The following is a 12,907-nucleotide window of genomic DNA, read 5'->3' on the forward strand; positions in this document are numbered from 1 at the left end:
GGGTTTGATGTTGGGCTGCAGAGATCGTTGGTTGCGGCGGCTCACTCCGGGCTCAGATGACCGCTTCCTCAAGGAAGGGCTCGTTGCGCGGAATCCGCTCGTAGCAGAAGGGCGAGAGATCAAGCGTCTGGAAGGCTCCATGAACGATCAGCTCGCTTACGGCCCGGCCCACGGCCGGCGATTGCTGCAACCCATGCCCCGAGAAGCCGTTGGCGAACATGAAGTTCGTCACTTCCGGGTGGAAGCCGACAATGCCGTTATGATCCAGCGTGTTGTATTCATAGTGGCCGGTCCAGCTTTGCTGCACCTTCAGCGCGTCGAAGCAGGGAATCCGGTGCCAGAGTGCCGGCCAGATGCGGTCGTCGAACTCCAAGTAATCGGTCTCGAAGTCGTCGTAGTCGGCTGGACCGTCATTGAGCGGCGTGTTTCCAGTCAGGAACAGCTCGCCTTCGGGACGAACGAACGTGCCTGAGAGGTCGATCACGTTGGGCATCCGACCGGGGATCGGGTTGGCGCTGGAGAAGACGAAGCTGTGCCGCTTGCGCGGCTCCACCGGGATCGACAGGCCTGCCATCGCCGCCACCTGCTGGGCGCGCGGGCCGGCGGCATTGACGAGTGTTCCACACGAAACAGACTGGCCGGTCGAGAGCTTCGCGCTGATCACGCGGCCGCCTGAAAGCTCGAGGCCGGTCACGGCATTGTCGATGTACTCGACACCCGAGGCGCGGGCACCGCGGCGGAAACCGTTGAGCAGGCCCATGGAATCGAACCAGCCCTCTTCGCGGGCACCCCAGGCGCCGCCGCCGAGATCCTCCACATTGAGCCAAGGGAACCGATCCTTAAGTGGCCCCGGCTCGAGGAAGACAGTATGGGCGCCCAGGCTGCGCTGCAGATCGACGCGGGCGCGCGCCGCCTCCACGCCGTCGACCGAGCAGCAATAGAGGTAGCCATGCTCGCGGAAGCCGAGGTCCGGCGCCAGCTCGTCCTTGTAGAAGGGCGCCATGCGCTCCTGGAAGCTTTGTATGATCCGGATGCCGAACTGGCTGATCTTCACGTTGATCGGGTTCGAGTATTGCTGCCGGATCGCGCTGGTCGAAAGCGCGGTCGACGAGAATTCGTAGCTGCTGTCGCGTTCGACCACGAGGATCGATGCGCTCGTGCCGACCGCCTGGCTCAGCCAATAGGCGGTCGAGGATCCAACGGCCGCGCCACCGACGATGACGATGTCATAGGAGGTACGGCTCGGGGCTTTATACGGGGGAATGGCCATCACGAAGGCTCCGCATCAACGATTGAATGAGGCGATCAACGCATCCGCCCCACGGGCGAGCAGGCCGAGGTCGGATCCCACCGCCACCATGGTGAAGCCGTCTGCGAGATAGCGGTCCGCGTCAGCTTTCACCGGTGCCAGAATCCCGCTTGCCTTGCCGGCCTTGGCGGCAGCCACACGTACTGCCGAGATCGCCTTCTGCACATGTTCGGCCGCGGGATTGCCCATGGCCCCCATGTTCGTTGAAAGGTCCCCGGGGCCAACGAAGAGGACGTCGACCCCGTCGACTGCCGCAATTTCCGCCGCATTCGCGAGCCCGGTCTCGCACTCGATCTGCGCCACGAGGAGCTGCTGCGCACGAGCATTGGCGTGATAGCCGGCAATGCGGCCAAAGGCATTGGCGCGATGCGCCACCGAGAAACCGCGGAAGCCGCGCGGGGCGTAGTTCATCGCCGCCACGATCGCACGCGCCTGATCCGCCGATCGCACATTGGGGATCATCAGGCTGCGCGCGCCGATATCCATCGCCTGCTTGATGAGCGTCGGATCGTCCGACGGCAGACGGACGACAGGCTCGCTGGTGAAGCCGCCAAGCACCTGAAGCTGAGCCATCACGCTCCGCAGGTCGTTGGGGCTGTGCTCGCCATCGATCAGAAGCCAGCCCGCCCCTGAGCCGGCGACGACCTCGGTCGTCAAGGCCGAAGCGAGAGAACACCAGAGACCAACACAGGGACGCCCTGCGGCAATCGCAGCCTTCAGGAGATTTGGACGCTCTTGCATCCCGTCGCCTCCAAAACTTGAGCACTTGAAATTTGTCTGACATCAGATAGCATATAGCATATGTCCATCGCAAGCAGCGTCGTGGCAATGAGGTGCGGGATGCGGATCGGCTTTATCGGGCTGGGCGTCATGGGGGCGCCGATGGCAAGGCATCTGGCCGATGCCGGGCATCAGATCGTGACAGTCTTGAACCGATCGCCGCTTCCGGCCGGCCTCGACGCCGCAATCGTCGGATCCTCGGCCGAGGTCGCGCGTCAGTCGGAAGTCGTGATCACCATGTTGCCAGACACGCCGGATGTCGAACGCGTGCTCGTCGGGCAGCAGGGAGTGATCGAAGGCATCGCCCCCGGCACCTTGGTCATCGACATGAGCTCGATCAGCCCGATCGCGACGGCCAGGCTCGCTGACACGCTCCGAAAGAGCGGCGCCGGCTATCTGGACGCACCGGTTTCCGGCGGCGAGGTCGGCGCCAAGGCCGCGAGCCTCACCATCATGGTCGGCGGCCCCAAGGCCGAGTTCGAAGCGGCGCTTCCGCTGTTCTCGAAACTGGGCAAGAACATCACGCTGATCGGCGAGCGCAATGGTGCCGGTCAAATTTGCAAGATCGCCAATCAGATCATCGTCGCGCTGAATATCGAGGCTGTCGCCGAGGCACTCGTTTTTGCGAGCAAGGCCGGCTGCGATCCGGCCACCGTTCGAACGGCATTGATGGGCGGGTTCGCCGCGTCCCGCGTGCTCGAGGTGCATGGCGAGCGGATGATAGCGCGCGCCTTCGCACCCGGCTTCCGCATCCGCCTGCACCAGAAGGATCTCGGCCTCGCGTTGGAAAGCGCGCGCGCCCTCGGCGTCTCGCTCCCGAACACGGCAACCGCACAGGAACTGATGAACGCCTGCTCGGCAGTGGACGGCGGTGCCGAGGCCGATCACTCCAGCCTGGTGCGGGCCTTGGAGCGGTTAAGCGGTCACCAGCTGTCGACTGAAGGGGTATGAACAGATGCGCGGAACAGGCAAGGCGAACGTATTCGGGATGCTGGCCCACCCGATCGAGCACACGAAGAGCCCGGGCATTTTCAACGAGATCTTCGAGCAGAGCGGCCTCGACAGCCTGATGGTGCCGCTGACCTGTCGGCCAGACGATTTCGATACGTTCTGGGCCGGCATCACGGCCGCCGAGAACATCCGCGGCCTGATCATCTCGGTGCCGTACAAGACGGCGGTCTATCACAAATGCTCGGGCGCCCACGACCGTGCCGCGCGCGTGCAAAGCGCCAACTCGGTCAGGCGGCAGGCCGACGGGACCTGGTATGCCGACAATTTCGACGGCGTCGGCTTCATTGATGCGCTGAAAGCGGGTGCGCACCAGATCGCCGGGCAGCGCATTCTCCAGGTGGGTGCCGGCGGTGCCGGGGCATCGCTCGCCTACTGCCTCGCGGAAGCAGGCGCCGCGGAAATCCGCTTGACCGACATCGATACCGGCCGTGCGGAGCAGCTGGCGTCCCTGGTCGCAAAGGCGTTCCCCGGAACCCGCATTGCGGTTGGCGCGCCCGATCCCTCCGGCATGCACATGGCGATCAACGCGACCCCGGTCGGAATGCGGGCGAGCGATCCGCTGCCGATGGACGCGAGCAAACTGACGCCGGACATGACGGTCGTCGACATCATCATGGAGCCGGCGAAAACGGCGCTTTTGCGCGCGGCGCGGGAGATCGGCTGCCGCGTCCAGCCGGGCCGCCCCATGATGGACTTCCAGGTCCAGGCAATGTCCGAGTTCTTCAACATCGAGCGGCGGGGAGCGGCATAGATGTCTGAACCGCAGACGGTGGTCGTCATCGGCGGCACCGCGGGGATCGGCCGCGCGATCGCGCTGCGCTTTGCCGAGGAAGGAATGCGTGTGGTCGTGGCAGGGCGAGACGTCGTGCGCGGACGCGCAGCCGCCGCTGCTTGCGAGGCGGCCGGTGCGTCCGCCGCCCGGTTTGTCGAAACCGACGTCGGCAGCGAGAAGTCCGTTCAATCCCTGGGAGGAGAAGTGACGGTCGCCTTCGGGACGCCGCATGTTGTCGTGAACTGTGCGGGTATCCTGCAGAGCGGCAAGCGCGTGCTCGATCAGGATCTGGACGAGGACGAAAAGCTTTGGCGGGTGAACTATCGCGGCACGCTGCTCGGCTGCCAGGTCTTCGGCCGGATCATGGCGGCCGCCGGCCGAGGCGCCATCCTCAATGTCGGCTCGCTGGCGTCCTTCGCGCCGCTGTCGCTGCCGGCCTACACGCCCGGCAAGCACGCTGTCCTCGCCCTGACCCAGATGCTGGCCGCCGAGCTCGGTCCGCAGGGCGTGCGGGTCAACGCTGTCGCGCCCGGCTATACGCTCTCCGACGGCTTGAAGGCCAAGATCGCGAGCGGCGAGCGCAATCCGGAGGCGATCATTGCGACGACCGCCCTTCAGCGTTTCGTCGAGCCGCGCGACGTGGCGGAGGCGGCGCTGTTCCTCTGCTCGGACCGCGCCGCATCAATTACCGGCGTGACGCTGCCGGTCGACGCCGGCTGGCTCGTCCAGGCGCCCTACGCCCAGTACCTGCAAGGCAACCCGATCCGCCCTCGCCCGGCGCATGACTGAGGACAAGCGAATGAGCGATATACGGCGCTTCGATTTCGACACCCGCATCCACCACGGCGTCATCCACAATGGCACGGTATATCTGACCGGTCAGGTCGCTCGCCCTGGGCAGTCGGCAGGCGACCAGATGCGCGAGGTGCTGGGCAAGATCGACGCCCTCCTCGCGAAGGCGGGCACCGACAAGACGCGGATCCTGCACGTCCAGATGTGGCTCGACGACATCCGAGATTTTGACGAGGTCAATGTCGTGTGGGACGCCTGGATGCCGAAGGAACATGCGCCCGCACGGTCTTCGGGCGAAGGCCGCATGGCCAGGCCCGGCATGCTGGTCGAGCTGATCGTCACAGCCGCGGTTTGAAAATCCGGCCGGCCGGAGCAATAACCTCTCGAGGACGAAGACCAGGTTGGCAAGAGACTGATGACCAAACGCAAGCCGCTTTCCACGATTGTCTACGAAGGCCTGTCCGAAAGGATACGCTCGGGCCAACTGCCGCCGGGGGTTCAGCTGCCGACCGAAGCGGAGCTCTGCGTTGAATTCGACGTGAGCCGCAGCGTCTTGCGGGAGGCGATGGCGCGGCTGCGGTCCGAGGGCATGGTCATTCCTCAGCAGGGCAAGGGCATGTTCGTCAGCGAGGCGCCGGCCCCGCGAAACTTTTCGATCGCGGACGAGGCATTGAAGACGCTGCCGGAGACCATTGCCCTTCTCGAACTCCGATTGAGCGTCGAAGTCGAGGCAGCCGGGCTCTGTGCCGAGCGTCGGACCGACGCGGAAGCCGATGCCATCCGCGGCTTGATAGAGCAGATCGACGCCCTGCATGAGGATCCGACCGCAGTGCAGATCCACTATGACTATGATTTCCACCTGGCCATCGCCAAGGCGACGCGCAACGAATTCATCCACGGGTTCCTCAGCTACCTTCGCCCCTTCATTGTGCCGCGCTTCCGGCTCGGTCACGTGGTAGCGCCCGATGTCAAAGAGCCCTACTACGCGAGAATTCACGCCGAACACATGGCTATCGTCGGTGCCATCGAGAGGCGGGACAGTCGCGCTGCCCGGGAGGCGATGCGCGCCCACCTCTGCAACAGCCTCGAGCGCGTTCGCGCGCTCGCATTTGCATCGGGCGTCGAAATGACGGGCTCGGACCAAACAGTTGCTGCCGCCAAACTCTTCGCCGAACTAAAAGGGCGAGCTACCGCTGGCAAATAAAGTGGCAGCGCAGGCCGCCTCTTCAATAAGTGGAAAACTCCCCGCTTCGGTTGCCGGGCCGCCGTCGCGAAAGCCGGCGTTGTCGCTCGCTTGAGCCACGTTGGGCGAACACCGAACATTGCCCGTCGCCGTAGATGCCCGAGCCTTTCTCGGGTTCGGCACGCCCCTGCCTCAGTGAACCGCGCGTTTGGCGGGCTCTTTCGGCGGCCGGATACAAAAGCTGCACTTTCCTATTTACCGGTTTTCTTGGTTTCCACGCGCCAAATAACGTCACACACTCAATGAAGTAATCAGCGAGGTTGACGTGACAACAGCCTTCATCACAGGTGCGACGAGCGGCATTGGGCGCGCCATGGCGGTGGAGCTCAGCGCGGCCGGCTATGAGGTCTACGCCGTCGGGCGCAGCAAAACGGCGCTCGAGGAATTGCGGGCGCTACGGGCCGAGATCACGCCGATCGCCGTCGATATTACCGACCGCGATGCTCTCGAGGCGATCGTGAGCGATCTGCAGATCGACGTGCTGATCAACAACGCCGGCATGATGCCGCCGCTCGGCAATTTTGCCGACATGAGAGTGTCGGACATCGACGCCACGCTCGAGGTCAACCTCAGTGCGGCCATCCTGCTCACCCGGCTGGTCGTGCCCCAGATGCGCGAGCGAGGAGCCGGGCACATCATCTTCACCGGTTCTGCCGCAGCTCATACGGCATTTCCGAATATCGCCGTCTATTCCGCGGCCAAGGCAGGCATCGCCGGGTTCGCGGCAGCTCTGCGGGCGGATCTCTCACAGCACGGCATCCGCGTCACGGAGATCGTGCCCGGTCGCGTCGAGACGCAACTCTACAAGGACATCCTCGACGCCGAGGCGCGCGCCGCCATGTACGCCGGGAACGTCGCGGTGCAGCCGATCGACGTGGCCAGGATGGTGGTGGCCGTCCTTGGCTTGCCGGCTTCAGCGGACGTTACCCGCTTCGACATCATGCCAACCCGCCCGACCAGCCCCAGCGGCACCAAATGAGGAGTGAGCCATGAAGGATCTTTCGGTTCTGATCGTCGGCGGTGGCGCCGGGCTTGGTGCGCTTTTGGCCCGCATGGCCGTTGAAAACGGCGCGTCGAAGCTCGGCATCATCGACATCAACCAGGAGGCGGCCGAAGCGGCGCTCGAGCCGGCGCGGACCAAGGGGCTGCCGACGGCCGCTGCCAGATGCGACATCCAGGTGGGCCCCCAGTGCCACGCGGCTTTTGACGCGGTGGCGGCAGAGCTCGGCCGGGTCGACACGCTGATCAATTGCGCCGCGATCTATCCGCGCCGCCCGCTGCTCGAAATCACCGATGCCGAATGGGATGCCTCCAACGGCATCAACATCAAGGGCACGTACCACATGATGGTCGCCGCCGTTCGGCACATGCAGGACCAGGCGCCGAAAGGCGAGGTGCGCGGGCGCATCGTGAACCTGACCTCGGTCGATGCCTTCAAGGCACATCCGCAGAATGCCCACTACGCGGCAACGAAGGCTGCGGTGGTCAGCCTGACGCGGTCTTTTGCCCATCATGTGGCGAAGGACGGCATCCTGGTGAATTCCGTGGCACCCGCCGGCATGGCCACCGAGCGTGCGAAGGCCCTCGGATTTCTCGAAGAACTCGCCAAAGCGAGCCCGCTCGGCCGCGGCGCGAAGCCGACCGAAATCGCCGAATGGGTCCTGATGGCCGGCAGCGAGAAGAATACCTACATGACCGGCGAAAACATCATCGTTTCAGGCGGTTACATCTATGCGTGAGGTCTGAGGAGCGGTCGTCCGGCGGCCGGGAAGGCGATGTGCGGGTCAGTCCATGAGGGCCAATTTTCGAGGGAGCGGCAGTGACGATGTCTCGTGAGCCGCGCCTTCCCCCTCTGAACGCCTTGCGCGTCTTTCACGCGGTCGCACGGCACAAGAGCTTTCGGCAGGCAGCCGACGAACTGCTGGTAACACCGCAGGCCGTCGGCCAGCAGATCAAGCTGCTGGAGGACACGCTCCAGGTCACGTTGTTCGAGCGCAAGGGGCGGTCCATCGAGTTGACGGAGTCGGCGATCCTGCTCTCGCACTATGTGAAGGCAGGATTTGACGAGTTCGCGGAGGGTGTCCGACGGGTCACGAAATCAACCTATCGCGACCGGATCAATCTGAATGCGAGCCCGTATTTCGCGACCCACTACCTGATGCCGCGCCTCTCGCTGTTCCGCGAGATGCTGCCGGGTGTCGACCTTCGGCTGACGACCATCGTCGACTTGCCGGACTTCGGTCGCGACGACATCGATATGGCGGTCCAATGGGGCTACGGAAACTGGGGTGACTACGAGACAGCACTCCTTGTTCGCGACCCAAAGATTATTTGCTGCACGCCGGCGATCGCCGAGAAGATTGCATCGGCCCAAGACTTGACGAGCTTTACGTTGCTCGACTTGGTCAAGTCGAAGCACCTGTGGTCCAACATCTTGCGGCATCTTGGTGTTGAGCAGTCCGACGGCGACCGCAGCATTGGTTTCGACGATGCCGCCACGATGCGACGCGCCACGCTGCAAGGGATCGGTGTCGGCCTGGTCTCGGTCATTGATGCCGAGGAAGACTTTCGGTCCGGCGCGCTCGTCGCTCCGCTCGGCCGTGACGCCCTTGTCGAGATGAAGCCGGAGGAAATTCCCGGCTTCTACTTGATCGTACCGCGCGGCCATTTGCGCGTGAAAGCCGTAGCCGCGTTCCATCGCTGGCTGATCCAACAGGATTGGGCACGCGACCTGAAATTTGCCGAGTTACCAAAGCCAATGCCTCTTTGAAGGCTGCTTTGCAAGGAGGGCATCAATAGCCCCCAAGAACAAAACCAAACAACTTCAACAGTGGAGAAAGAACATGAAGCTTCTCAAATGGGGCGCTGCTGTGTTGGCGCTCAGCCTGACGCATTTTTCGTCGCCCGCGGCAGCGGCCGGCGGAAAAACACTCGACGCCGTCAAGTCACGCGGCGTGCTCCAATGCACCGGCCACGACGGCTCGTACCTGGGCTTTGCCGAGGTTGACGCCAAGGGCAACTGGAAGGGCATGGACATCGACCTTTGCCGGGCGATGGCCACCGCCGTATTCGGCGACCCTTCGAAGCTGAAGATCGTCCCCATCAGCTGGGCGCAACGGTGGCCGGCGCTCCAGTCCAGTGAGGTCGACATCGTCATCAAGGCATCCGGCGGCACGCTCAGCCGCAATACTGAACTGAACCTCCAGTTCTCGGACTCCTACTACCTCGGCACGACGAAGGTAATGGCGCATAAGAAGCTCGGCCTGAAGTCGCTCAAGGACGCGGCGGGCGGCACGATCTGCATTCCGGCGGGGACCACCCAGGAGCAGCAGGTCGCAGCCTATACCCAGAAAATCGGCATCAAGCTCGAGCCGGTCGTGATCGAGAAGACGGAGGAGCTCGAGCAGGCTTACTTCTCCGGCCGCTGCGATCTCTATGCGCAATGGGGCCCGGTGCTGGCCATCGCGCGCGCCGCGAAGGGCAATGTCAACGACGAGGTCATCCTGCCCGACGTGCTCGCCGTCGAACCTGAAGTCATGATCGTGCGCCAGGGTGACGACAACTGGCTCAACATTGCGAATTGGATGCTGACCACGCTGCTCTTTGCCGAGCAGGAGGGCATCAACTCCAAGAACGTCGATGAGATCCATGCCAAGCCCACGTCGCCCCAGGTCGCGAAGTTCCTCGGCGTCACGCCCGGCATGGGCAAGGGCCTCGGCCTGTCCGACGACTGGGCCTACAACGTGATCAAGAAGGTCGGGAACTACTCGGAAATCTTCGAGCGCAATCTCGGCAAGGAGTCGCCCTACAAGATGGATCGAGAGCTCACCGCTCTCTGGAACGCGGGCGGCGTCCTGTTCCCGCTGGTGATCGACTGAGGCGTAGGGGCTCCACCAGGCGCCTACCCGGCGGAGCCCCACCTCGCTCTCGCGAAAGGCCGGACGATGCTTAGTCTGCTGAGAAATCAGAAGGTCCGAGACGCACTGTTGCAAGCGCTCTACGTCGGCACGCTTGGGGCAATCGTCATCAGTGGCGCCCTGATCGCCCGACAGAATCTCGCGGCGCAGGGCATTACCTCCGGATTCGACTTTCTCTTCAAGTCGACCGGCTGGGATGTGAACTTCTCGCTGCTGCCGAGCTCGGCGAACGATCCCTATTGGTGGTTTTTCGTCATCGGCATCGCCAACACACTGTTCCTCGGCTCCTTCGGCCTCTTCTTTGCGACCGTCGTCGGAACCATCATTGGCCTCGCCCGAACCTCGTCAAACCTGATGGCTCAGCTGCTCGGGCGGGCCTACGTCGACTTCTTTCGAAACATTCCGCTGATTCTTCAGGTTTTTTTCTGGTACGCGGTCATTACGCATTTGCCGACGCCGCGCAATGCCCAGGAATTCCTGGGCGCGACGCTGACCAATCGCGGCTTCTACGTCCCCGCCTTGAACGTCGGGGCCTGGCCGCTGGCAGCCGCTGTGCTGGCCGCGATCGGCGCCATCGTGGCGCCGCTCTGGCTGGGGCGAACGGCCTATCTCGACCGTCCCGTGGGCGAACGGCGCACATTCCAACTGCTTGCCTTGGCCGCAGGCCTCGCGCTCGTCCTGCTGTTCCTGCTTGTGGGTCGCGCGCCGAATGCACCGATGCTCGACATCCCAACCTTGCAGGGGCTGAACCTGCGCGGCGGCCTTCGCGTTTCATCGGAATTCTCAGCACTCGTCATAGCGATTGCCATCTATGGCGGCGCCTACATCGGCGAAATCGTTCGAGGCGGGTTCAAGGCCGTCGGGCGCGGCCAGCTCGAGGCGGCCCAATCGCTGGGCCTCGCCCCATTGAAGATCTTCGTGCTCGTGAGACTGCCGCTGGCGCTCCGAGCGATGCTGCCGATCCTCGCCAACCAGTATGTCTGGCTGATCAAGGCGACGACGATGGGCATCGCCGTCGGCTTCTCCGACTTTTTCATGATCGTGGCGCTCGCGATCAACCATTCGGGCCAGACGCTGGAAGCGATCGGCATTCTGATGGCCGGGTTCCTGACGATCAACCTGAGCCTGGCGGCGATCTTCAACCGGATCAACAAGGCGATTGCGCTCAAAGGCAATCAACTTCGGGGCTGAGTCATGGCGATATCCGCACCATCCTATCCCGAAAAGCCGCCGGCATTGGAATTGCGCTTCTCTGCGACGCCAGTCCAAGCGGTCGTGTCTCTGTGCTGCCTGGCGATCCTCGTCTTCGTCGCCTGGAAGCTTTTGAACTGGGCGGTCTTCTCGGCAGTCTTCGGCACAAGCGGCGGCCCCGCTGCTTGCAAGGCAGCGGCAGGCGCCTGCTGGTCGGTGATTACGGCGCGCTGGCGCATCATCCTCTTCGGATTGTATCCCTACGACGAGCAGTGGCGGTCGGCGCTCGCCTGCCTGACGGTCGTCGTCATCACGGTGTTGAGCTGTATGCCGACCTTCTGGACCGGGCGACGCATCGCGACCGTGTGGGTCGTCGGCGCCACGCTTTACTACGGGCTGATGAAGGGCGGGATCCTCGGTCTTCCCCGCGTGGGCGAAGAGGCCTGGGGCGGCCTGGCGCTGACGTTGTTCATCTTCGTTGCAACCTGCCTCATCGGCTTTCCGCTGGCGCTTTGCCTTTGCCTGTTGCGGCGGTCGAAGCTGCCGTGGATCTCGCGCACGACCGGCCTCATCATTGACACCGTCCGATCCCTCCCGCTCATTTCGATCCTCTTCACCTTCGCCGTCGTCCTGCCGTTTGCGCTGCCTCAATGGCTCCAGGGAGACAAGCTCTACCGAGTCATGCTGGGTTCAGCGCTCTTCTTCTCGGCCTATCAGGCTGAGATCATCCGGGGTGGCATGCAGGGCGTGCCCGCCGGCCAGGAAGAGGCGGCCCTGGCCCTCGGCCTCAGCTATCGGCAGCGGATCGGCCATATCCTGCTGCCTCAGGCGATGCGCAATGCTCTGCCGGCAACGATCAATCAGTTCGTGATTTCCTTCAAGGAAACCTCGCTGGTCATCATTGTCGGACTCTTTGAAATCCTGGCCTCAGGCAATGCTGCCTACGGGACCGGCGAGTGGACCTTCGCCTATGTCGAAGTCTACGCGTTCATCGCCTTCATCTACTTTGTTTTCGTCTTCAGCCTGTCGCGATATGGCGCGTATCTCGAACGACGCACGTCGATAGGCCCTCGGTAAGGAGCCGCCTATGACCACCCAGACCCCGGCGACATCTTGCGCAACGGCCATCCAAATCGAGGGCATGAACAAGTTTTACGGGAGCTTTCAGGCGCTCCGGAATATCAACCTGGCGGTTTCCCGAGGCGAGAGGATCGTCGTCTGCGGCCCGTCCGGTTCGGGAAAGTCGACGATGATCCGGTGTGTCAATCGGCTCGAGAGCCATAGCACCGGCAAGATCGTGGTCCTCGGGACGGAGCTCAATGACGACGTGCGCGGGATCGACGAAATCCGCCGGGAAGTCGGCATGGTCTTCCAGCATTTCAATCTGTTCCCGCACAAGACAGTGCTCGAGAACTGCATGCTGGCACCGATGCTCGTACGCAAAATTTCCCGCGCGGAAGCAGAAGCGACCGCCCGGCAGTATCTGGAAAAGGTCCGTATTCCGGACCAAGCCGCGAAATACCCGGGCCAGCTCTCGGGCGGTCAGCAGCAGCGCGTTGCCATCGCGCGCTCCCTCTGCATGCGGCCGCAGATCCTGCTGTTCGACGAGCCGACGTCGGCGCTCGATCCGGAAATGATCGCAGAAGTGCTCGACGTCATGGTGACGCTCGCGTCCGAAGGCATGACGATGATCTGCGTCACCCACGAGATGGGGTTCGCCCGACGCGTGGCGGACCGGGTGATCTTCATGGATCAGGGAGAAATCGTCGAAGAGGCGTCGCCGGAGCGCTTCTTCACGTCTCCCCGGAACGAGCGCACCCGGCTGTTCTTGTCCCAGGTGCTCCATCACTGAGTGACGCACTCGAGCCCGAACCCCATTGAAAGCGACACCT

The 12,907-nt window shown here is 63.4% G+C and carries 14 protein-coding genes; 12 read left to right on the forward strand and 2 right to left on the reverse strand.

Annotated elements, in window-relative coordinates; all coding sequences use genetic code 11:
• Nucleotides 1-52: 52 nt before the first annotated feature.
• Both IEY58_RS29080 and IEY58_RS29085 read right to left on the reverse strand, forming a co-directional pair.
• Entirely contained in the window at nt 53-1,270 is a 1,218-nt protein-coding gene (locus tag IEY58_RS29080) for an NAD(P)/FAD-dependent oxidoreductase (RefSeq protein ID WP_189051678.1), read from the reverse strand.
• Nucleotides 1,271-1,285: 15 nt separating this feature from the next.
• Entirely contained in the window at nt 1,286-2,050 is a 765-nt protein-coding gene (locus IEY58_RS29085) for an HpcH/HpaI aldolase family protein (RefSeq protein WP_189051679.1), read from the reverse strand.
• A 99-nt stretch (nt 2,051-2,149) separates the two neighbouring features.
• On the opposite strand from IEY58_RS29085, the gene IEY58_RS29090 reads away from it, so the two are divergent.
• The 12 genes from IEY58_RS29090 (at nt 2,150) to IEY58_RS29145 (ending at nt 12,867) form a co-directional block, all read left to right on the forward strand.
• Complete coding sequence (locus tag IEY58_RS29090; protein ID WP_189051680.1) at nt 2,150-3,040, forward strand: 2-hydroxy-3-oxopropionate reductase; 891 nt, start codon at nt 2,150-2,152, stop codon at nt 3,038-3,040.
• 4 nt (nt 3,041-3,044) lie between these two features.
• Entirely contained in the window at nt 3,045-3,851 is an 807-nt protein-coding gene (locus tag IEY58_RS29095; RefSeq protein ID WP_189051681.1) for a shikimate dehydrogenase family protein, read from the forward strand.
• On the forward strand, nt 3,852-4,661 hold the full coding sequence (locus tag IEY58_RS29100) for an SDR family NAD(P)-dependent oxidoreductase (protein WP_189051682.1): 810 nt from the start codon (nt 3,852-3,854) through the stop codon (nt 4,659-4,661).
• Complete coding sequence (locus IEY58_RS29105) at nt 4,654-5,019, forward strand: RidA family protein (RefSeq protein ID WP_229744034.1); 366 nt, start codon at nt 4,654-4,656, stop codon at nt 5,017-5,019. Before IEY58_RS29100 ends, IEY58_RS29105 begins: the two co-directional genes overlap by 8 nt.
• A 60-nt stretch (nt 5,020-5,079) precedes the next feature.
• Entirely contained in the window at nt 5,080-5,868 is a 789-nt protein-coding gene (locus IEY58_RS29110; protein ID WP_189051683.1) for a FadR/GntR family transcriptional regulator, read from the forward strand.
• A 304-nt stretch (nt 5,869-6,172) separates the two neighbouring features.
• The gene (locus IEY58_RS29115; protein WP_189051684.1) at nt 6,173-6,886 is read left to right on the forward strand and encodes an SDR family oxidoreductase; all 714 of its coding nucleotides are present in this window, start codon (nt 6,173-6,175) and stop codon (nt 6,884-6,886) included.
• Nucleotides 6,887-6,896: 10 nt separating this feature from the next.
• On the forward strand, nt 6,897-7,646 hold the full coding sequence (locus IEY58_RS29120; RefSeq protein ID WP_189051685.1) for an SDR family NAD(P)-dependent oxidoreductase: 750 nt from the start codon (nt 6,897-6,899) through the stop codon (nt 7,644-7,646).
• 86 nt (nt 7,647-7,732) lie between these two features.
• Nucleotides 7,733-8,677, forward strand: coding sequence for a LysR substrate-binding domain-containing protein (locus IEY58_RS29125; protein WP_189051686.1), 945 nt, complete (start codon nt 7,733-7,735; stop codon nt 8,675-8,677).
• Between the two features lie 73 nt (nt 8,678-8,750).
• Nucleotides 8,751-9,785 carry an amino acid ABC transporter substrate-binding protein gene (locus IEY58_RS29130; RefSeq protein WP_189051687.1) on the forward strand — a complete coding sequence of 345 codons (1,035 nt, stop codon included), beginning with the start codon at nt 8,751-8,753 and terminating at the stop codon, nt 9,783-9,785.
• Between the two features lie 108 nt (nt 9,786-9,893).
• Nucleotides 9,894-11,015 carry an ABC transporter permease subunit gene (locus tag IEY58_RS29135; RefSeq protein ID WP_229744035.1) on the forward strand — a complete coding sequence of 374 codons (1,122 nt, stop codon included), beginning with the start codon at nt 9,894-9,896 and terminating at the stop codon, nt 11,013-11,015.
• A 3-nt stretch (nt 11,016-11,018) separates the two neighbouring features.
• The gene (locus IEY58_RS29140; RefSeq protein WP_189051689.1) at nt 11,019-12,092 is read left to right on the forward strand and encodes an amino acid ABC transporter permease; all 1,074 of its coding nucleotides are present in this window, start codon (nt 11,019-11,021) and stop codon (nt 12,090-12,092) included.
• A 10-nt stretch (nt 12,093-12,102) separates the two neighbouring features.
• On the forward strand, nt 12,103-12,867 hold the full coding sequence (locus tag IEY58_RS29145; RefSeq protein WP_189051690.1) for an amino acid ABC transporter ATP-binding protein: 765 nt from the start codon (nt 12,103-12,105) through the stop codon (nt 12,865-12,867).
• Nucleotides 12,868-12,907: the final 40 nt, after the last annotated feature.

This window comes from Aliidongia dinghuensis (assembly GCF_014643535.1).
In the GTDB taxonomy this organism is placed as follows: domain Bacteria; phylum Pseudomonadota; class Alphaproteobacteria; order ATCC43930; family CGMCC-115725; genus Aliidongia; species Aliidongia dinghuensis.

What these genes read in the sequence shown, in the direction of transcription:
- IEY58_RS29130 (WP_189051687.1), top strand. Translation starts at nt 8,751, where the DNA reads ATGAAGCTTCTCAAATGGGGCGCTGCTGTGTTGGCGCTCAGCCTGACG.
- IEY58_RS29145 (WP_189051690.1), top strand. Translation starts at nt 12,103, where the DNA reads ATGACCACCCAGACCCCGGCGACATCTTGCGCAACGGCCATCCAAATC.
- IEY58_RS29095 (WP_189051681.1), top strand. Translation starts at nt 3,045, where the DNA reads ATGCGCGGAACAGGCAAGGCGAACGTATTCGGGATGCTGGCCCACCCG.
- IEY58_RS29085 (WP_189051679.1), bottom strand. Translation starts at nt 2,050, where the DNA reads ATGCAAGAGCGTCCAAATCTCCTGAAGGCTGCGATTGCCGCAGGGCGT.
- IEY58_RS29090 (WP_189051680.1), top strand. Translation starts at nt 2,150, where the DNA reads ATGCGGATCGGCTTTATCGGGCTGGGCGTCATGGGGGCGCCGATGGCA.
- IEY58_RS29125 (WP_189051686.1), top strand. Translation starts at nt 7,733, where the DNA reads ATGTCTCGTGAGCCGCGCCTTCCCCCTCTGAACGCCTTGCGCGTCTTT.
- IEY58_RS29080 (WP_189051678.1), bottom strand. Translation starts at nt 1,270, where the DNA reads ATGGCCATTCCCCCGTATAAAGCCCCGAGCCGTACCTCCTATGACATC.
- IEY58_RS29100 (WP_189051682.1), top strand. Translation starts at nt 3,852, where the DNA reads ATGTCTGAACCGCAGACGGTGGTCGTCATCGGCGGCACCGCGGGGATC.
- IEY58_RS29110 (WP_189051683.1), top strand. Translation starts at nt 5,080, where the DNA reads ATGACCAAACGCAAGCCGCTTTCCACGATTGTCTACGAAGGCCTGTCC.
- IEY58_RS29105 (WP_229744034.1), top strand. Translation starts at nt 4,654, where the DNA reads ATGACTGAGGACAAGCGAATGAGCGATATACGGCGCTTCGATTTCGAC.
- IEY58_RS29120 (WP_189051685.1), top strand. Translation starts at nt 6,897, where the DNA reads ATGAAGGATCTTTCGGTTCTGATCGTCGGCGGTGGCGCCGGGCTTGGT.
- IEY58_RS29140 (WP_189051689.1), top strand. Translation starts at nt 11,019, where the DNA reads ATGGCGATATCCGCACCATCCTATCCCGAAAAGCCGCCGGCATTGGAA.